Below are 21,213 nucleotides of genomic sequence, written 5' to 3' on the forward strand. Positions count from 1 at the left end.
GTGTACAAGCCTTGTTATTTTTTATCTGTTAATTATTAATTGCACCTACTTCCTGTAGTATTTTCCTTCAAATCCATCTGCTTTAAGTGGAAGCCCTTTTGCCCAATCTATAGGCTCTGCCATAATTTTATTTACTTCATCTAAAGATCCAAAACCTTTTGGACAGTCTAAAATAATCTCATCATGAACATGGAAAACTATTTTGTATCCTCTTTTATCTAGTCTAAGCATTGCTTCTCCAAGGCAATCTCTTGCAATTGCTTGTACTATATTCTCTGTAAGCTTTCCACCGTAAGTTTCAAGTCTTCCCCATTTTTTATTTACTTGCTTTACCCCTTCATAAGTAAGCTTTTTTGTATTAAACCTATAATCTAGCTCAATTCTAGGCCTTACATAAGAAAGTTTTCTTCCTGATGGAAGCTTTACAAACAAAATTCCTCCTGTATATGAAAACTCTATGTTTTGCTGGATTTTCACTTTTTTATCTTCTTCGACGGATTTTATTGCTGCCTTTTCAACCTTTCTCCAAAGATTCACTATTTTTGGATTTGACTTTCTCCAGGATGTAACTATTGATAAAAGTTCATCTTCATAAAGTCCCATTTTTAAAGCCCCCATAGCTTTAAGCGCTCCAACACTTCCTTGATATCCACAGGCAAGAGTTGCAATTTTCCCTTTTTGCCTTAAGCTATATTCAGGATTTCCTTTCTCTATCTTATAAAGTGGCACTCTAAACATTTTGCTTGCAGTCATTTCATATATCTTTCCGTGACTTTTAAAAGCATCTAAAACCCAAGTTTCTCCTGCAAGCCAAGCTATAACTCTAGCTTCAATAGCACTAAAATCTGACACAATAAATCTTGAATTATGAGAGGGAATAAAGGCTGTCCTTATAATTTGTGAGAGAACTTCTGGTACATTTTCAAATAAAAGCTCTAGCATTTCAAAATCTCCTGCCTTTAAAATTTCTCTTCCCTCATCTAAATTATCAATATTGTTTCTAGGTAGATTTTGAGTTTGAACTAACTTTCCAGACCATCTTCCAGTTCTATTTGCTCCATAAAATTTCATAAGACCACGAACTCTTTCATCTTTTCCCATAGCTTTTTTCATAGCTTCATACTTTTTTACAGAGGTTTTGGATAAAGACAGTCTAAGATGTAAAACTCTTTTAATCCTTTCATCCTCTACCTTTTCTAATAACTCTTTAACGGATTCTTTAGTAAGACTTTCCACCTTTACTCCATTACTTTCTAACCACTCCTTTAACTGTTCTGGACTATTTGGATTTTGAAGTCCTGTTAGATTTTTAGCTTCTTCAAGTCTTTTTTCTCTATAAGTGCTGTCACATTTTATGGCATTATAAACTAAAGCTTTGTCCACTCTAACACCATAATCATTTATCTTTTGGTCTAGATTCCAAAGCTTCCATTCCCTTTTATGGACTTTAAAATTATTTAGTTTATTTCTTATAGCTCTTTCAACTTCCACATCTCTTTTGCAGTAAGCTTTAAAGGTATTCCATTTTTCTTCAATGATTGAACTTCTGGATTTGCTAGCCTTACTATCTTCTGTAGTATTTTCTATAGCTTCACTTTCATTTTTTACATTAAAAATTGGGATATTTCGATATTTAAATCCGTTAGCTTTGGTAGGTTTACTTGGCATACAAAAATACCTTATTAAAGATTTTCCTTCACCCATCTTCTCTTCTTTTAAATTTAAAGATTTAGAAACTTTATCAAGACTTCCTGGCAGTCCAAGCTCTAAAGCATGAACTGCCGTGCATCTCCACTGATTGGGTTCCATTTTTCTATCTAAATACTTTGATAAGCATGTTCTTTCAAAATTAGCATTAAAAGCTGTTTTTATAACTTCTTCATTAGTTAAATCATCTATTATATTTTGTGGAAGTTTTTCACCGGAAGCTAAATCTATTATTTCAACAGACTCCTTATCATAAGCATAAGCAAATAGCAATATATCAAAATCCTCTGCCTCGGTATATGCATAAACTCCACATTTTGTAATATCCTTACTTGAATAGGTTTCAATATCAATAGCTAAAATTTTCATTTTTGCCTCCAATATTTACTGAACTAATGTAACTCAGATTCATAATTTCTAAGTTATTAAGGTAACTCAAACTCATAACTTCGTTTGAGTAAGCGATTCACACTAAATCAAAGATTTAGGTTCACTGCTTAACTATTTCTAGCGTTTGTTCAAATATTTTTTACGTAATATATGATCTTGAAACTTAAATATAGAGATTCAAAATTTGGGGTTAAACGGATAAATGTAACTCCTTCTCCTCCCTCGAAGGAGTAAGCGATTCACACCAAATTATAAATTTGGGTTCGCTACTTAACTTAAGAAATCTTCACCTTCAATCACTTCAAAGTCGTCTTCTGGTCTGCTATGTCCTGTGAGTATTTCTCCATCATCAGTTTTTTGAAGATTTTGAAGTCCACAAGCTATACCTTTGTTACCATTTTCGTTGTAAGGATAAAAAACAATGCTAGCCCTTCCATAACAACCGCTGTAGAAATCATTTTGCTGAATTATTGGATTAACATTTCTATCTACTATTCCAGGCTTTGTGTTGCTGTTTGCATTTATAAAATAACTGTTTTCGTAAGTTTCATCACCTATTTTTTCTAAATCACCATCTTTTAATGGCATTTTTAAAATTCCACTGCCTTCTCCTTGAAATTTTGATTTCCCTTCTTTTTTAGCTACCTCAATTGCTTTTTTAACTTTTTCAACTGTGATTTTATCTTTCTTTGATATGATTAAACTTACTGAATACTTTGGATCACTTCCATTTATTGATTTTGGCTCCCACACATTTGCATAAGAAAATCTAACTTTCCCTGTAATTACTTTAGTTTTCATAACATTGCCTCCTATTTAATAGATAAATATATAGGATTTTACAAAGTAAAACCCTTACAATAATTGTTATTTTAAGATTTGGGTTCTCTGCTTACATCATTTTTGCTTCTTTGTAAACCAGTTTATATTTATCTTTTGGTATGTCTGTTAGTTTTTTAGCTCCAAATTTTTTAATAAGATTCTTTACTTGTAACCGTTTACCATTCCTCGAAATTTTAGCTAAAAGCTCTCTGATTTCTGGTAGAGATATTTCATCATATTGTGCATCTTTATGGACATCCTTATTACTACCATTACACTGCTGATTAGCATTATGTTCATATTTTCTATTGGATTTATTTTCCCTGTTGCCTTTATAATTAGTCTTATGTATAGTATTTTCTTCAGATTTATAATTGGGTTTTTTATCAGTAAGATTCTTTTCTTGATTTGATTTTTCATTTGCTTTATGATTAGTTTTTTCATTAGATTTGTAGTTATTTTCCCTGTTATCTATTACATCTTTTCCCTTATCTTCTTGGAAATTTTCTTTTACTTCTTTTATCTCTTCTTGTTTTTTAGATTCTACAATCTTTTTGGTTTCATCAAATATAGGAACTGCATTATTTAAAACTGCAGCTAATGTTAAAAGTGCATTAGTTACCTCTTCGGAAGCTTTTAGATTAATATCAATATTTATATTCATATCTATTCCTCCTTTTTATTACTAAGCAACAACACAATCACAATTAGAAAATATATCTTCTATCTCTAATCCATAAGCCTTTGCTATAGATTTTCTACTTAGGAGCCTTGGATAATTCCTTCCATTTTCCCATAACCAATAGCCCTTTTGATTTGTTAAACATTTACTTGCTGCTTCTGTTTGATTCCAACCTTTTATTACCCTTAAAACATGTATTTTCGTATACCAAGGTAAATCATTAAAAAGTTTTTCCATTATATATTAATCCTCCTCATTAATTTGTTTCATCTTCCTCGAGAAAGAAATAATTTATTATGAATTTTATCCATGATTTAACATTATTACCGGCAAATTTAGTATAGTATATTAGATTTTATTACTCAAAACTTATTGCAACAGGTTTAGCCATTTTATAACAGTTTATTTGATAGGCTTAGAATATTTCTTTAGTTTTCACAGATATATTGGCATAGTGACGTATTTAACGTAATTTTCTCTCTCTGGCGTAAAAAACCTACCTTATTTAACCACATATTATAAAGAATATATAATAATGCTACATTTAAAATAATGCAAAAAAACAAGCAGTTGATTATATTAAACAGCTGCTTGTCTTTTTTATACTTATTTTTAAGTTTAAACTATTTTAAGATACTTCTTTTGCTGTACTTAAGTTATACCTTTCATTTAAATATCTGCATATAAGATAACAGATAATCGTTCCAATTATAGTTGCAATTATATCTTTAACATCAAAGATCATACTTGTAAAATTTTGTTCTAATTCATAAGTAAGAACCCCTGCTGTTGTAGCTAAAATTATATTTCTAGTTGCTTTCATCTCTATCTTCTTTTGGATATACAGCATAAAAAATATTATACCTACAGTATAAAAGAAATTAGGAGCTGAATCTGCTATTCCAAAATCATTTATATTGTTTTTATAGATATAACTTCTATACCCTAACTTAAAAATAAATCCACACACAGTAGTAATAATTGCTATAACTAAATAAATTTTCTTAATCTTATTTTCCATAAGTACCCCTTTCTCTTTAGTAAGTTAAAATGTATAATCCTAATCTATGTAAACAATAGAACGTTTCAGTAGAAAGTTTTATGTATTCATTATTTATTAGATTCTTTTTGCTCTTTAAGGTAAGTTTTTATCTCTTCCTTGTTCAATTTACGAATTTCAGCATTAGGATTTTCAATATATTCTTTAGATATATAAACAGGTTTTCTGCCCTTACATTTCTTATCTTTGTTCTTTAATAAATAGGTTTCTAAGTCTTTTTCAGTATGAAATATTTTATAAGAAACTCTATTATTCTTCCCTGTGATTTCATAAATTCCAGAACCATCTTTGCAAATAACTTCCGCTGTTTTTAAATATAATTTAGCAATTTCAAGGGTTTTAAAAGGGAAATTCCATCTATAAAGCCCTCTTTTATCATCTTTTTCAATGCAGATACATCTTCCACAAGTTCCGCATATATATTGAGTATGATTTTTTAAACAATGCTCTGGTTTTAAAAGAGGCGTTACCCTTTGGTTTTCACTATAACACTCTTTACATACCATGTTACCATCTACCTTCTTTATCATTTTTTTAAATTAAAACCATCTATTAGCAATTATATCATCAAAAACTGATATTTTACATTTATTTGCTACATTCCTTAAATTTAAAACAAATATTTTTAATACTTGTGTCCATATATACTACATAAATATAGCGCCAACCAACTAAATGATTGACGCTTAATAAAATATTTTAAATTCTCTTTATCTACTTATACCTCATGGTTAACAAAGACAGCATCGTAAGAATTTCTTTCTAATCTAATTTCTTTCAATATTCCTTTACCTGTTAATGTTATTTCAACATCTCTTCTACCACTATTTAATCTTATAGGTCCTTCAACAAAAGAGGTATCCATATCATTTCCTGTTCCTGAAATCTTAAGATTTTGATTGCTTAAACTTGCATTTCTAGCAACACCTAAAGATTTAAAATCAATACCTAAATCATAAACACCATTTCTTTGTACATCTATAGATATTACGAATTTTGATGTTCCATCTACTATAAATCCACCCTTTTGACTATCATATTTAACTGGATTACCACTTAATTGTCTGATGCCAGCTATCCTTGTATTTGTCATATAAGATACTCTTCTTCCTGTAAGTGGTATTTTAGGATTTACATATCCTATTGTTGTCAAATCTCGTTCTGTTGTAGTTGTTGATCCAGTATCTGTTTCTGTATCTGTGTTTATAGATATAACACTTGGAGCTCCTGTACTTGGTGTTCCAGCTCTAACTGCTACATTTTGTATTCTATTAGTCTTATAATTAGTATCTTTAGCTGGAATTAATCTATCCATAAAATATTTAGTTGATCCTCTTGAATATCTTTCTTTATCCATTATTGGCCTAGCTTTATAACTTTCTACATATTGATATAAAGCAGCTCTACGAGTTACATCGCTTATTCCAAAATTATGAGTATATTCTTCTGTTGTACTTTTATTTACTGAATAAGTATTTGAAAATGTCTCTGTTAAACTTGATGATAACTTCATTCCTACATTTGCTGATAAAGGTCCTTTAGAAAATCCAAGTCCTGCAGTAAATTCCATACCAACTGTTTTAGCAATAGAATAAGCTTCTTGATTTGTAATACCATAAGTAGTAGAAGTTTTTATAACACTTGAATCTCCTGGAGTTAAAACTCTTGATCCAATTAACTGAAAATATGTGTGTCGTTCTACTTTAATATCATCGATAAGAGGAGAATCTTTTTGAAGTATTATACTCATAATTTTTTCGCCTCTTCCAATTACACCTTTTCTCTTAGCTGCTTCTAATGCTTCAACATATGTATTAACAACTTTGTCTTCAACTGTTATATAGCCCTTTACATTTAAACCAGTAAAAAATGAATATACATCATCATTTCCAACTGTTACATTACTAAAGTCTCTTCCTTCAAGAGATATATAATCTAAAACTACATTATTAGAATTAAATTGTTTAGTCTCTACATCTATTCTGCTTGGAAACCCATTCTCGTAATAATACCCATTACTACCCATTGCACTTTGTAAATTTGGAATTCTAGCTTGTCCTATTCCTTGACTTAAAACACTTCCTGTACCACTTTGTGCAAAAACTGTTTGTGTCATTCCTATTCCTGACGATGAAAATAATGCTGTTAACACTAAAGTTGCTAAAATTTTCTTACTTTTCATTTTAGTTTCCTCCTTTGTAAAAACTTGTTTTTTGTTGAATTGTACCCTATTGATTTTTGTGTATCAACAAAAATGTCGTAAAAGCTTGAATTTTAGTCACAAAAGAAGAAAATTATTAAAAATGTTTTATCTAAATTCATAATTTTAACGAAAAAGATTTATAAAAATTTCTTTTCTTATACTACAACATAAAAAAACATCCTAAAATTCACTTTGATAATAGGATGTTTTTCAATAAATAAGTCTCTAAATCTTTTTCAGTGTGTTTAATCAGGCAATATTTTTCTTTAAATTAACATCACCATGATTCATTTTTTTAAGGCATCTTTCAAAGAATACTATTGCTGTTACAAGCATTACTAAACCTATAAATAAGGTTATAATGCTAGAACTAAAGCTAAAAAGAACTATTATATTGTTCACCATATGGCAAACTATACATAATGCTAAAGATCTGGTCTTATAATATATATACCCATACAAGATTCCACCAATCATAGCATTAATACCTTGTGGAAGGTTCATATGAATCAATCCAAATATAACAGCTGAAACAATTATAGAAACTACTGGCTTATACTTATTTAAAAGTCCTTCTAAAATAATTCCTCTCATTGTTATCTCTTCAACAATAGGTCCAAATATGAAAACTAAAATAGCTCCCCAAAAAACATTTGAAGCAAGATCTTTAAATCCCTCTTCTATAAATTTAGGCACAGGTAAATTCGCCAAAACTGGACCAATAGAATTTTCTATGCATAAATAAAGTCCTATTGTTGAAAGAATTGCACATATTAAAAGCTTAAAGTCAAACTTTTCTATGTAACTTATTTTGAAATTTTGGTTATATTCTTTTCTTATTTTCTTTAAAGTTAAGATTATTATTATTACATCCGGAATTGAATGTCCTAATCCATATACAATTGATTTCAAAATTTTATCTGAAATAACTCTATCTGATAAAACATAAAAAGGAATTGATATAAATTCTCTAAGCACACAATAGCATAATATAGCCAAACTAAAAGCACCTAAAATAGACAGTTTAAACTTACCTTTATTCACTTCAATTTCACTATTCATAACTAATCACCTACATCTCTAAGCTTGTCTTTTAAATTGTCATATTAAAATTACTTCTCTTAATCACGCAATATTTTTCTTTAAATTAACATCATCTTTCTTCATTTTTTTAAGGCATCTTTCAAAAAATATTGCTGATATTGTAAAAATTGCTATACCTATAAGGAAAGTTATTATGTTAATATCAACTCCTTCCATATACTGGCCAAAATACTGTAAGAAATTAATTATTGAATTATGTAACATATGGCATACTATACATAATACTAAGGACCTAGTTTTATAATATATTGTTCCCAAAACTATTCCTCCAACTGTTGCATTAATAAATGTAAGTATATTAAAATGCATTGCCCCAAATATAGCTGCTGAAACAATTATACCAATTATTGGTTTATACTTATTTAAAAGTCCTTCTAATATAATTCCTCTCATAAGTATTTCTTCATAAATAGGTGCTACTACTACACTTACAATAATATCTACATAAAAATTTTCATCAAGTTTCGTTGCTTCTTGTGCAAAAGATTGTAATACTGGAAATTTCACTACCATTGCCATAAACAAAGTTTGAAACCATAAGAAAAAACCTATCATAAGGAAAACTGTGCTTAATAGCAATCTAAAATTAAAATTTCTGGCATAACTTATTTTAAAATTTAATTTATAATATTCTTTTATTAACTCTAAAACAATTAGTACAACTAAAAATCTTGGAATTATCTCTGATGATAAACTTACAATTAATTCTAAAGATTTATGAGAAGTAACATACTTTGATTCTTTTAAAAGTAAAAAAGGAATTTCAACCAAAAGTTCCACTATAAACATATATACTCCCATTACCAACATTCTAAACATAGATAATTCGAATTTATTTTCATTCATTTCTCTACTAATATTCATAATAAACCGCTTACACTCCTTGTTCTTTTACTTTAACTCTCATATTAAAACTATTATTATTTATCCTTCTTTTTCTTTTGATCAAAAACCCCCATAAGCCACAATGCAATAAATATTGTTACTATATATAATGATGATTCCAATAATCTCACCTCCAAAACAATAAGCTAATTTAAAATTATATATAGTATCTGAATTTTAATTTCAGTATTTATAAAAACAAATTTTACTATCCTTTTAGTTTACTACTTTTTCATGGAATTTTTTGTCACAATTTGTATCTCAATGATATTTAACTAAGATATTTTGACATATTATCGTAGTTGCATCCATTCACTGCTAGTGAAGGAAATGTAAAGATAAACTTTGAAAGTTTTTTAGTTATCCAATTCAATTTAATTTTAATATCAAAAAAGACTACTTAAAAATAATTTTAAATAGCCTTCCTTTTATAAACACAATCATTGTACTTGATGCTTTCTAAAAGCATTTCTTGCAAAAGGTAAAGAAATAACTCCTATAGCTCCATAAACTATAACTCTCATTAAAAGCAAACTTACAGTTATACCTCCAAATGAATAAGATAAATAAGTTAAAACATCAGCATTTATTGCTTTAGAAGGTAACAAGTATAAAATGTGATTAAAGAATCCATTTTCAGCCCCCTCCTTCATAAATAATGAAATAAATAAAATTACTATCTGAACTATTAAAACAGTAAAAGATGTTTTAAACTTAGAGGATAACAGAAGTGTAAAAGATACTGTGCCAAGTATAACTACATAAATAATACCTATAAACATAAAAGTAGTTTTCAAAAATGTAGTGGAATATGGTATCATTGTATCTTGAATTTGAATAGATAAATTCCATCCAGAAGTTCCAAAGGCTAAAAGAGGTATAGCTAGTGCAAAAATCAAGTTCAGTACAAATATAATAGTTGCAAATGCAAATGCTGCTATTATTTTAGCTTTGATTATTTTTGTTTTTCCATATTTAGATGATAAAATAATAGAATCTGCTCCACATTGATATTCTCCTGAAAAAACTGGAGCTACAATTATAATTATAGCTAAAAGTGTAAAAAATAATGCTCCAATATATTTAAGTAATGCTGACCAGCCTGTATAGTAACCATAACTGTAGGGGGCTTTAATTTTAGAAGTTTTATTAATCCAAAACTTTTTTTCACTATCAGAATAATTTCCACCTTTATGATTCATATTTAAAAATGTTGAAATTTTATTTTTTCTAGTTTCATAAAACTTTGCTCCATTTTTAAGTTTAAGTCTACGTAAATTGGAAAAATCATATCCCTGATCATCCGGCTCATAATAATTTTCAGATATCATTAATAGATAATTGAATTTAGGAATTACATACTTATCGTCAACACTATTTTTAAGTGAAAGCTGTCCGTTTTCTTTTTTTATAGTATTTTTAGGATTTGAAAATAATCTTTGGTAGTCTTTAATATCCTTTGCCACTTGATTTTCTGTTACCTTAGTAGGAAGCTTTTTTGCATCTTGTTTTTTAAGCTCTATTGCCTTAAGTCCTGTACGATGTCCTCTTATACCGCGATATTCAAATCTTGTAATAGGCATTGAAAACGTAATAATAGTAATTATTACACTGACTAAAATAGTTATAATATTAAATCTTTTCTTCCCCATTTTTCTAAGTTCAAACTTTATTAAATTAAACATATATTTCACCTCTCTAATTTTTTAAGTCATCTTCAAAATAATATAAATATAAATCTTCCAAAGAAGAAGTCACATTAACTGCATCATCCATTGGTTTTTTATTGCTTATTATTCTTAAATCTAGAGAGCCATTTCTATTATGTTGTAGATTTACAATGGAGTATTTACTGCAAAAATAATTTTCCTCGGATTCTGGTATTGTGCATCTCCAAACACTATTTTCAATTTCTTTTATTAACCCATCCACTGAATCTCTTGCAATTATGTCTCCATTTTTCATTATAAGTATTTCATCCCCTATATACTCTACATCAGACACAATATGAGTAGACAAGATTACTATTTTGTCTTTAGAAAGATCTGATATTAAATTACGAAAACGGACTCTTTCTTTTGGATCAAGCCCCGCTGTAGGTTCGTCTAAAACTAAGATTTTAGGATCATTTAATACGGATTGTGCAATTCCTAATCTTTGCTTCATCCCTCCTGAAAAAGTTCTGATTTTCTTATTTGAAACAGAATCTAATCCTACCATACTTAATAATTCTTTAGTCTTTTCCTTTGCAAAACTTGAAGCCAATCCCTTTAAGGATGCAACATATAACATAAATTCCCTTGCTGTAAAATCTGGATAATACCCAAAATCTTGTGGAAGATATCCTATTAAATCTCTATACTCCTCCCCCATATCTATGTTGTTTTTACCATTTAACTTTACTTCTCCTGAAGTTGGGGTTAACACACCACAAATCATTCTCATTAAAGTAGTTTTCCCTGCGCCATTAGCACCTAAAAGACCGTATACACCTTCTTTTAAGTCTAAAGAAAGTTTATTTACAGCAATTTTATTTCCGTATTGTTTGGTTAATCTTTCTATGGATAAATTCATATAATAACCCCCTTAATAACATCATCAAATAAATCTAATCTCTTCCAAAACTTCTTTATCTCAATAGCAAAAACAATTGTAGTAATTATATAAATGAAAATCCAACTTGATATAAAATTCTGTGCATAAATTTGTAAATTGTTAAGCCTTCCTAAAAGAAGCGTTGCCATTAATAAAGCGCTGTAGATTATAGAGGCGTAATTAAGTTCTCGCCCTTTAAAATACTTCATTAATTCCATACAACCTATACATACCAAATTGAAGGGTACAAATGTATACATGATAACTCTAAGTATGCTTATATTCATTGATTTACCTGCAAATATCATCATAATAGTTAATACAATACAATCTGCTATTCCCAAAATAAGCATTCTTGTAGCTAAAACTTTTTTAAGTGAGTTCTTTGTAGAAAATTCAATCTCTAACATGCTTTTATAGTAAACTCTTGATATTTCCTCAATATTTATAATCAATAAAATAGGTGAGAAAATTGATATCAAAGAAAAACTTTCAAAAGTCAAAGCATGTTCACTTTCTATATTACAAAAGGCTAAGCAAATCAATGCTAAAACTATAATTTGAAATACCCAGGTTCTTTTTCTAATAAAACCTATTTGGGATAAAATAAATTCTTTATTGGTTGCTCTAAGATTTTTTATACTTGAAGAATTTTCATGAATAAACTGGATTGCCTTCATAGGAGCATCCTTATCATAATCAGGCACATAGTAGCTATTTAACATTTCCTTTATTTCTCTTTCTTTCTTATTCATGCTTGTCCCCCTTTCATATTTTCTTTCATATTGCCCCTTATCCCTATTTCACATTCATGCTGTCCTTCTTTCATATTCTTACTAATAAGCTTCATTGCTTTTTTCAGTCTATATTTAGTTATAGAAACACCTGAATGCATAATTTTAGCAATATCTTTAATTTTTAAGTCCTGATAAAATCTTAAAATTATTATTTCCCGTTGTTTTGGAGAAAGTTTATCCAGCACTTCTTCAATCATCACCTTATTTTCTAATTTAGAAATTTCTTCTTCTGAAAAACTTTCTTCTACATCCTTTAAAATATACTTAGATTCTTTCTTGTAAAAATCTTTGCATGCATTTCCTGCAATTACATAAAGATAATTTTCAAATTTCTCGTAATGCTTATAACCTCTAATATTTTTTATTACTTTCATAAATACATCTTGCGTTAAATCCTGTGCAGCCTGCTTATTATCTACATGACGGTAACAATAGTAGTACACTTTTTCATAATACTTTTTTATTAACTCATCAAATAAATTCATCTTTCCTTTTTTAATCTCTACTATTAATTTAGCATCTTCCACTGTTGTCACCTCCAAACCCTTCATACACTATAACGATGCTCCCTCTAAAAAAGTCAACACATATAAAATAAATTTATAAAATTTCTCATATGAATTATTTATTGTAATAAATGTTAAATTCTTATATAATACGCATAAATATAGCGCCAACCAACTAAATGATTGACGCTTTATATTAAGATTTATCTTCTTCATTTTCTAGTTTATTTAATATAAGATCCATCTTTTTATCCATTTCTTTATTTCTATTAATAAACTTTTTAAAGCTACCAATTGATTTATATATTAAAACTATGCATCCAATCAATGCTGCCAAGTTAAGAATAGTAACAATGGTGGAAGTAACTCCTACTTTCATCTTGATCCTCCTAAGTATTTAATCTTTGTGCCTACCTATCTAATTATAGTCCCTTTAATTAATCACGCAATATTTTTCTTTAAATTAGTATCATCTGAATCTAATCTTTTAAGGCATCTTTTAAAAAATACTGCTGATATTGTAAAGATTGCTATGCCTATAAGAAAGCTTATAATATTAACATCAAAGCCTTTAATATACTGTCCAAAATACTGTAAAAAATTAATTATTAAGTTATGTACAATATGGCAAGCTATAGATAACACTAAGGATCTAGTTTTATAATATATTGTGCCAAAAATTATTGCTCCAATTGTTGCATTAAGAAACATAAGTATATTAAGGTGCATTGCCCCAAAAATAACTGATGAAATAATTATAGAAGTTATTGGTTTATACCTGTTTAAAAAACCTTCTAAAATGATTCCTCTCATAAGTATTTCTTCATAAATAGGTGCTACTGCTACACTTACAATAATATCTACATAAAAATTTTTATCAAGTTCTGTTGCTCCTTCTGCAAAAGACTGTAATGATGAAAATTTCTCTATCATTGCAACAAACGAAGTTTGAAACCACAGAAAAAAACCTATCATAAGAAAAACTGTACATAACAACAACTTAAAATTAAATTTTCTAATATAATTTATTTTAAAATTTGCTTTATAATCTTTTCTTATCACCTTTAAAATAACTAATATAACTAAAATCCTTGGAATTATATTTATTAATAACTCTGCAATTGATTCTAGAATTTTATGGGAACTAATATACTTTCCCCCTAATAATCCTGCTAAAGGAATAGAAGCAACAAACTGCACAACAAGTGCGCATACTATCATTAATAAAGCACCTATCACAGACAATTCAAATTTATTTTCATTCCCTTTAACTTCACTATTCATAATATAATCACCTACATCTCTAAGCTTGTCTTTCTAGTTGTCATATTAAAATTCATTCCTCTTAATCGCCCAATATATTCATTTAAATTATCATACTCTGAATCTAATCCTATCTACTATGTAAATATGTAATGTAATGCTACTTATTATATTTCAAAACTTTAGCTACCAAAGTTCCACTTATGGCAACAAAACATACTCCTGAAACTATTAAAAATACCATTTTATTTCTGAAAACAGTAGTATTTAAAGCTAGCAAAATAGCTACTAATGATGTTAAAACAACTATACTCTTTCCCATGTTATCCCCCCTATAAAGTTAAAGCAGCTACATGTTACTTTTGATTTAATAACCCCCACTTAACTTTAGCCGCTTATTTCTAAAATTAAAATTTAGTTATGCTTTTTTTAATTTTTTATACTTTAAATGTTAATTTTTTAATGTTTTTACTTAATATCCTTCTTTATGAAGGCTCTATTTTTTAGTTTACTACTTTTTTATAGATTTTTTTGTTGTAATTTGTAGTTGGAAAACGTTTGATTAACGCATTTTTTGACATAAAATAAAAAAGCTACCTAAAAAATAATTTTAAATAGCCTCTTTTTTTATGAAAAATATTTTACTTTGAAAATATAAATTCCTTTAATGAGTCCACTTGTGAAAAATAGTAATCAGAATTTAATTTCATATAATCCTTTATTTCTGGAATAACATGTGACCATCCTGCTGCTGCAAAGGATACGTTGCATTTCTTTGCCATATCTAATCCAGGTTTCAAATCATCCACTACTAATATTTCATTGCTATCTAAATTAAATCTTTTCATAATTTCTATTATTGGATAAGGGCTTGGTTTTCTTTTATCTTCTTCTAAATCCCAGCCGAATATTAAATCTGGTTTCAACTTACAATTTAACATATAATCTCTGTTAATCTGTTTGCTCTCTGAATGAGATACAACACATACTATGCCACCTAATTCTTTGTATTTTGTTATTAATTCAGAAAATCCAGGATAAAACTCTGGTACTTTTGTACTTGTATACTTTTTCCACACCTTATATTGATATTGCTGCTCTTCTTCAGTAAATTTTAGAATATCCTTACATAATTCTGCAAAGCCTGGTTTAAAACAATATTCAACAAATTTTTCAAAACATAAAGGCTCCATGTTAGGTCTTAGTACTTTTAGAGCCTCTATAAATGAAGGATAGTGAATGTTTGGTGTGCTTTTAACTACAGTATCATCATGGTCTAAAATTAAACAACGATATTTCAATTTTATCCCCCTCTCATTTGTTATTATCTAAATTTTATTACAATAATATGATAAATACAAACCTTTCTAAAAACCCTATTATTGCTCAAAATAGACTTATATTTACTACTTAATTATTAACAATTATACCATATAAAATCAGAATATCATCCCTTATATAAATGTTTTTTTCTCTTTATCTAATTAATATATTTTCCCTTTATTTCATCTGTTTTTTACTAACAAAGTTTATTATTGCTATTTCAAATATTTTCTTATATATAGTAATACTTTTTACCCTATTTAAATCCATTTTAAGTCACTTCATTTTGTATATAAGAGCTATCTAATTCACAACATATTAATATCACTACAATACATAAACTTTATTTTTATACATAATATAGTAGATTCCTTCAAATTTGGCTATAAAACTGTATTTTTAACTATTAAACGCTTTACATCTATGGTATAATTAAATCTCTAAATTTTAATAGAAATACCTACAGATAATTAAGATATCTTTTATTCAAGACTATATAAATTAATAGGAGGATGATTTTTTTTAATGAGTGCCCCTAAGTTTTTAACCTTTCGAAGCAATAATTCAAATAGTATTAGATTTATTATCGTAACTTCTTATGTAATTTCTTTAATTTTATTTGGCTTTTTAATGAGCCCACCAAAAGAAATATTTACTGGAATATTAAACATATTAACCCAGCGTGATACACTTATAACTGATTATATCGGTGTTGGAGGCATGGGCGCAGCTTTTGTAAATGCAGGAGTATTAACTTTAATTTTTATATATATAATCTATAAACTAAAAATCCACTTTAATGGTTTAACTATTGCGTCACTTTTTTTGATTGCAGGGTTTTCCCTTTTTGGTAAGAACCTTTTTAATATATGGTTTATAGTTTTGGGAGTTTATTTATATTCAATTTTTCAAAAGGAAAGTTTTTCAAAGTATATTTATGTAGCATTGTTTGGTACTGCTATGGCTCCAATGGTTACAGAAATAATGCTTAGTTCTTCCTTACCATCTAAAATACGAATCCCTCTTGGTATACTTATAGGAATAGGTGTAGGATTTATATTGCCTCCTTTATCTTCTTATTTGGTAAAGGTGCACAACGGATTTAACTTATATAATGTAGGATTTGCTGCCGGAATGATAGGTACTATACTAGTGTCAATTTTAAAATCCTATGGTTTTTCACAAAGCCCTAGACTAGTTTGGACCTCTGGTAATAATACTATTTTGAGTGTTTATCTCTACATCATGTTTTTATCTATGATACTGATTGGATTTTTATTAAATAATAAATCTTTTAAAGGCGTAAAAAATATAACCACCTACGCTGGAAGACTTATAACAGACTTTACTATACTTGAAGGTTTCAACCCTGCACTAATTAACATGGGTATAAACGGAGTACTTTCTACAACTTATGTTTTAATTGTTAATGGAGACTTAAACGGTCCTACTATAGCAGGAATATTCACTATAGTCGGTTTTTCCGCTGTGGGAAAACATCCTAAAAACATATTACCTATATTTCTAGGAGTATTTTTAGGTTCATTAACAAAAGTTTGGAGTTTAAATGATCCATCTATATTATTAGCTGCTCTTTTTGGAACGGCTCTAGCACCTATAGCTGGCGAATTTGGATGGAAATGTGGAGTACTTGCAGCTTTTATACATTCATCAGTAGTTCTTAATGTAGGAGTCCTTCATGGCGGCTTGAATTTATATAACAATGGTTTTGCAGCTGGTATTGTTGCTGCAGTATTAGTACCTTTAATCGAAGCTTTCAAAAAGGAGGAATATTAATGAAACACTTTAAGCAAAGAATCACCAAAATAGCTGATGAACTAATAACTTATTTTTTTAGCATCGGCGCCACTAATATAAACATTAATATTGAAGAAAAATCTGACCACTTTGAAATACTTTTAAAATGCAATTATTGTACAACTAATAAAACTAAAATTGATAGACTATCAAAACATCTACAATGTGAAAAGCAAATGGAAGTAGAAGAATATTACTGGGAACTTGCCGGTTCTTCTGATGTAGACAACGAACTTACTTTAGTAGGCATGATGGTAGACGACGCCAAAATCAATATTGAAAAAGACTCCATAGAAATCATGCTATACAAATATAAGTAAGAATTAAGTTACATATGAATTTATATAGCTACTACCGATATACCACATACAATAGCTAAAATTTATATAACTACTATCGGTAAACCATATAAATTTAAATCTATAATTTATTATTGGAATAATTACATATTTTATATTATAAGAACCCTGCTTTGTACAAAAAATATTAAATAAAATCTCAAATAAATTAGGTGCATGTATATAAAAACTTAAATGTTAGTTATGTTATATATGAATAAGACTAAAAAAACTACCAATACTATGATTATGATAATGAATTTATTGAAAATCCATAAAAGGAGAGATTTATAATGTATAACTTGTATAACATGAATGAAGTGCATAAAATGGATAAAAATGAAAACATATCTTGCGTAGTTACTAATTGTAAACATCATAATCCTGAATTTCAATGCTGTAGTCTACCTAAAATTCAAGTTACAAAGCATGGTCTTGAAAACTCAATTGAAAGTACTGATTGTGCAAGTTTTGAAGAAAAATAATAAGTTTTTCATACCACTTACTAAATGTAAGTATTATTAAGCTGTAGACTAGGTTACTGGTCTACAGCTTATTTATTTTTTTAATAATTTACAACTCCTTTTTTGAAAATATCTTAATTGACATTTCTATAGATAAGATACTAATAAGGACAGATAGCATTACTGGAAACCCATTTTCTTATAATAATTATCTTTAACTTTAAGTAAAAAACTAGCCTACTATAAATATAATAAGCTAGTTTGTATTAATTAAATTTTCTATCCTTTTTTAATCAAAACTTTCTTACCTTCAAAGGCTATTCCAAGTTCTATTATATCTTTTATTCCTCTATCTAAAAGTTCCGCTTTATAATTTCTATCTTTTATTTGATTTAAAGCTTTTTCTACTGCTTCTTCCAAGAACTCTTTTCTAATGTTATTCACTTTTTTAAATTCTATAATTACTGCTAATTTAGTTTTATCCCTTGGAATAATCATAATGTCATATCGTCCAAAGCCACTTTCTCTATTAGATTTGACCTCGTAGTTATCTGAAAGAGCTACAAGTATTCCAAGTACAAAGGAATGATATACTTTTTCACTTTCTTCTCCAGATACATCAAAATAACTTATACTCTTCATCACAAAATCACTAAACAGATATTCAAAGAATTCTATATCTCCAGAAACTAAACTTTTAAGCATTAAATCAAATTTTTCTCTAGTTACACTTTCATTAAACCATCCAAGGACAACCGATTCATAAAGATATTTCACTTCTAAATTAGGTATTTGAAGTTTACAATATGTTCTAGCTCTTTCTGTTTTTTTATCCACTACTTTTAAATATCCAGTAAAAAGTAAAAAATTCCAAACAGTATTGCTATCGTTATCTATTTCTCCCATTACTATATTTTCAAATATTTCTTTTTCTATAGTTTTTCCTTCTATTAAATCTTCAAGCTCTCTTTTTAGAACTACAGAACCTTTAGCTAAAAGCCTCTTAACTAAATCATTGCTACTAGTATTTACCCAATAGGCTTTAAACTCATCTTTAATATTTTTTGCAAAACTTAATATAGACCAAGGATTATATATAACTCTATCTCCAAATCGATAGCCGTTATACCATCTTTTAACATCTTCTATTTCATATTGTTTATCATAGTATTTTAATAATGTTTCTACTTCCTCATCTAAAAATCCGAAATAATCGTTGTATTCATACCCAAGAATAGTGGAAACTGATAAATTATTAAGTCCTGAAAAAATGCTTTCCTTTGCTACCCTAAGTATTCCAGTTAAAACTGCTTTTTCTAAATAAGTATTATCTTTAAGACCTCCACTTAAAAATATCCTCATAAGTTCAATTACTTTATCATAATAACCACTTATGTATCCACTTTGAATGGGAACGTCATACTCATCTATAAGTATTACAACCTTTTGATTATGATATCTATATAAATATCCACTTAAAGTAGATAGTCCTTTTAAATATACTTCATAGGACGCCTCTCCTTTTAGTATCTGAAATAATTCTTCTTTTTCATATTCCTTAAGAAAGTCTCCTTCTAAAATATAATCATGTTCTCTAAATAAGCCCTTAATTATACCTATAAAACTATTTCTAAACTCTTCCCATTTAGAATATTTTTCATCTTTAAAAGTAATATATATAACTGGATATTTACCTTGCATATCCATAATATCTTTATACTCATTTATCTTTAATTTTAAAAATAAATCATGGTTATCTTCTAAGGAATTTTCATAAAAATATCTAAGCATACTCATGTTTAAGGTTTTACCAAACCTTCTCGGTCTTGGAATCAAAATAACCTCTGATCCATCTTCTACTATTTCTTTTATAAATAAACTTTTATCTACAAAATAATAATTATCTTCTATAACTTTTTTAAAATTGCTTACACCTATAGGTATCTTCTTTTTCATAAAATCCCTCCATGATAGGTTTTCTTTTCTATGTTCTATACAATTAAACTTTTAAAAGGCTATATTAAAAGGTTATATGATGTAAAAATAAATAATAATTCAAAGTTATTTATTTTTTAATGTGCCTAACATAATTATACCCTAAAAGCTATGCCTTCACTACTAAAGACTTTATATTTATAAGTACTTTTTTAAGCATTTCAAATTACAAATATTATTTATTAGTTACCTGTGACAATTATAGGACATAAATTTTTCTACAATAATAAATGCACCAGCTTTAGAATTTAAGTTTTTTTTAATAAAGTTTCGTATAAAATTCTAATATGTTTGAGCTTTGCGAGTTTATTAGAATTTAGGAACTGAAATTTTCAAAAACTATAAATTTTTTGCGTATTGAGAGGTTTAAAAATCTATACTGCTATATCATTTTTATATATGTCTTTTTAGTCTATATCTACCCTTAACCTAGATTAATCCCTTCGGGACATTAATAACCCTTAAACATCTCCCCCTTTTAGCTTGACTTAGGTTAATAATGATATTAAACTACTTAATATAGAATTTTTTAAATATTTTTCCAATTTAACAGATAGGGAGTGACAAAATGGATTCAATTTTAATTGTAGATGATGATAAGGAAATCGTAGAATTAATAGATTTTTATATGAAAAACAATGGTTACAATACTTACACCGCTTTTAATGGCAAAGACGCGCTAAAGATTTTTGAAAAGGAATACATAGACATTGTGATACTAGACATAATGATGCCTGAACTTGATGGAAAAGAAGTTTTGAGAAAAATTAGAGAAAAAAGCAACACCCCTATAATATTCTTATCTGCTAAAGGTGAGGATATTGATAAAATTGATGGCCTCTTTCTTGGAGCAGATGATTACCTTGCCAAGCCCTTTAATACTCTAGAACTCATTGCAAGAGTTAAAGCCCTTTTAAGAAGAAGTACTATGACAAGCTCTTTAAAGGAAGAAAATAATATTGAAGTAATTAATAAAAATTTAAAGCTAGATGAAACTACTTGTAAAGTATATAAAAAGGATGTCCCTCTTCAGCTAACCTCTGTTGAATACAAGCTTATATGCTTTCTTATGAAAAATAAAAATAAAGTTTTTACTAAAGGTCAGCTATATGAAAAAGTGTGGGGAGAATCTTATCTTGGAGATGAAAAAATTATAATGGTTTATATAAGTAAGTTAAGAGAAAAAATAGAGGACAACCCTAAAAAGCCTAAGTATATCAAGACTGTAAGAGGCCTTGGTTATATATTTGAAGGTAATTAA

At 27.9% G+C, this 21,213-nt stretch carries 22 protein-coding genes; 4 read left to right on the forward strand and 18 right to left on the reverse strand.

What is annotated here, in order from left to right; translation table 11 throughout:
* Positions 1–45 precede the first annotated feature (45 nt).
* The 17 genes from ABDZ71_RS11510 to ABDZ71_RS11590 all read right to left on the reverse strand — a co-directional run bounded on the left by ABDZ71_RS11510 (position 46) and on the right by ABDZ71_RS11590 (position 15,315).
* Positions 46–2,076: a DNA polymerase gene (locus ABDZ71_RS11510; RefSeq protein ID WP_343761737.1), complete on the reverse strand. Its 2,031-nt coding sequence runs from the start codon at positions 2,074–2,076 to the stop codon at positions 46–48.
* A 291-nt stretch (positions 2,077–2,367) separates the two neighbouring features.
* Positions 2,368–2,898, reverse strand: a complete 531-nt coding sequence (locus ABDZ71_RS11515; RefSeq protein WP_343761738.1) for a DUF2815 family protein — start codon at positions 2,896–2,898, stop codon at positions 2,368–2,370.
* A gap of 91 nt (positions 2,899–2,989) precedes the next feature.
* Entirely contained in the window at positions 2,990–3,583 is a 594-nt protein-coding gene (locus ABDZ71_RS11520) for a hypothetical protein (RefSeq protein ID WP_343761739.1), read from the reverse strand.
* A gap of 21 nt (positions 3,584–3,604) precedes the next feature.
* Positions 3,605–3,838: a helix-turn-helix transcriptional regulator gene (locus ABDZ71_RS11525; protein ID WP_343761740.1), complete on the reverse strand. Its 234-nt coding sequence runs from the start codon at positions 3,836–3,838 to the stop codon at positions 3,605–3,607.
* 391 nt (positions 3,839–4,229) lie between these two features.
* Positions 4,230–4,622 carry a hypothetical protein gene (locus tag ABDZ71_RS11530; protein WP_343761741.1) on the reverse strand — a complete coding sequence of 131 codons (393 nt, stop codon included), beginning with the start codon at positions 4,620–4,622 and terminating at the stop codon, positions 4,230–4,232.
* Positions 4,623–4,711: 89 nt separating this feature from the next.
* Positions 4,712–5,167, reverse strand: a complete 456-nt coding sequence (locus ABDZ71_RS11535) for a hypothetical protein (protein ID WP_343762430.1) — start codon at positions 5,165–5,167, stop codon at positions 4,712–4,714.
* A 212-nt stretch (positions 5,168–5,379) separates the two neighbouring features.
* Positions 5,380–6,843, reverse strand: a complete 1,464-nt coding sequence (locus ABDZ71_RS11540; protein ID WP_343761742.1) for a hypothetical protein — start codon at positions 6,841–6,843, stop codon at positions 5,380–5,382.
* A gap of 270 nt (positions 6,844–7,113) precedes the next feature.
* Positions 7,114–7,926, reverse strand: a complete 813-nt coding sequence (locus ABDZ71_RS11545) for a CPBP family intramembrane glutamic endopeptidase (protein ID WP_343761743.1) — start codon at positions 7,924–7,926, stop codon at positions 7,114–7,116.
* A gap of 63 nt (positions 7,927–7,989) precedes the next feature.
* On the reverse strand, positions 7,990–8,832 hold the full coding sequence (locus ABDZ71_RS11550) for a CPBP family intramembrane glutamic endopeptidase (protein WP_343761744.1): 843 nt from the start codon (positions 8,830–8,832) through the stop codon (positions 7,990–7,992).
* Between the two features lie 461 nt (positions 8,833–9,293).
* A complete protein-coding gene (locus ABDZ71_RS11555) occupies positions 9,294–10,538 on the reverse strand; it encodes an ABC transporter permease subunit (protein ID WP_343761745.1) in 1,245 nt (414 codons plus the stop codon).
* A 13-nt stretch (positions 10,539–10,551) separates the two neighbouring features.
* Entirely contained in the window at positions 10,552–11,427 is an 876-nt protein-coding gene (locus ABDZ71_RS11560; protein ID WP_343761746.1) for an ABC transporter ATP-binding protein, read from the reverse strand.
* Positions 11,424–12,203, reverse strand: a complete 780-nt coding sequence (locus ABDZ71_RS11565) for a hypothetical protein (protein WP_343761749.1) — start codon at positions 12,201–12,203, stop codon at positions 11,424–11,426. The genes ABDZ71_RS11560 and ABDZ71_RS11565 overlap by 4 nt, the downstream gene beginning before the upstream one ends.
* Entirely contained in the window at positions 12,200–12,772 is a 573-nt protein-coding gene (locus ABDZ71_RS11570) for an RNA polymerase sigma factor (RefSeq protein WP_343761751.1), read from the reverse strand. The genes ABDZ71_RS11565 and ABDZ71_RS11570 overlap by 4 nt, the downstream gene beginning before the upstream one ends.
* A 175-nt stretch (positions 12,773–12,947) precedes the next feature.
* Positions 12,948–13,130, reverse strand: coding sequence for a hypothetical protein (locus ABDZ71_RS11575; RefSeq protein ID WP_343761753.1), 183 nt, complete (start codon positions 13,128–13,130; stop codon positions 12,948–12,950).
* Positions 13,131–13,192: 62 nt separating this feature from the next.
* Positions 13,193–14,035, reverse strand: a complete 843-nt coding sequence (locus ABDZ71_RS11580; RefSeq protein ID WP_343761755.1) for a CPBP family intramembrane glutamic endopeptidase — start codon at positions 14,033–14,035, stop codon at positions 13,193–13,195.
* 139 nt (positions 14,036–14,174) lie between these two features.
* Positions 14,175–14,336: a hypothetical protein gene (locus tag ABDZ71_RS11585; RefSeq protein ID WP_343761757.1), complete on the reverse strand. Its 162-nt coding sequence runs from the start codon at positions 14,334–14,336 to the stop codon at positions 14,175–14,177.
* A 319-nt stretch (positions 14,337–14,655) separates the two neighbouring features.
* Positions 14,656–15,315, reverse strand: a complete 660-nt coding sequence (locus ABDZ71_RS11590; protein ID WP_343761758.1) for an HAD family hydrolase — start codon at positions 15,313–15,315, stop codon at positions 14,656–14,658.
* A gap of 547 nt (positions 15,316–15,862) precedes the next feature.
* Here ABDZ71_RS11590 and ABDZ71_RS11595 point away from each other — a divergent pair.
* From ABDZ71_RS11595 to ABDZ71_RS11605, 3 genes are all read left to right on the forward strand, one after another.
* A complete protein-coding gene (locus tag ABDZ71_RS11595) occupies positions 15,863–17,134 on the forward strand; it encodes a DUF1576 domain-containing protein (protein ID WP_343761759.1) in 1,272 nt (423 codons plus the stop codon).
* Positions 17,134–17,475, forward strand: coding sequence for a hypothetical protein (locus ABDZ71_RS11600; protein WP_343761760.1), 342 nt, complete (start codon positions 17,134–17,136; stop codon positions 17,473–17,475). Before ABDZ71_RS11595 ends, ABDZ71_RS11600 begins: the two co-directional genes overlap by 1 nt.
* 311 nt (positions 17,476–17,786) lie before the next feature.
* Entirely contained in the window at positions 17,787–17,978 is a 192-nt protein-coding gene (locus ABDZ71_RS11605) for a DUF1540 domain-containing protein (RefSeq protein ID WP_343761762.1), read from the forward strand.
* Between the two features lie 258 nt (positions 17,979–18,236).
* Here ABDZ71_RS11605 and ABDZ71_RS11610 read toward each other — a convergent pair whose 3' ends face one another.
* The gene (locus ABDZ71_RS11610; protein ID WP_343761765.1) at positions 18,237–19,913 is read right to left on the reverse strand and encodes an AAA family ATPase; all 1,677 of its coding nucleotides are present in this window, start codon (positions 19,911–19,913) and stop codon (positions 18,237–18,239) included.
* Between the two features lie 607 nt (positions 19,914–20,520).
* Between ABDZ71_RS11610 and ABDZ71_RS11615 the strand changes: the two genes are divergently transcribed.
* Positions 20,521–21,213, forward strand: coding sequence for a response regulator transcription factor (locus tag ABDZ71_RS11615; protein WP_343761767.1), 693 nt, complete (start codon positions 20,521–20,523; stop codon positions 21,211–21,213).

Origin of the sequence: Clostridium oceanicum, assembly GCF_039521385.1 — a bacterium.
Lineage (GTDB): Bacteria > Bacillota > Clostridia > Clostridiales > Clostridiaceae > Clostridium_F > Clostridium_F oceanicum.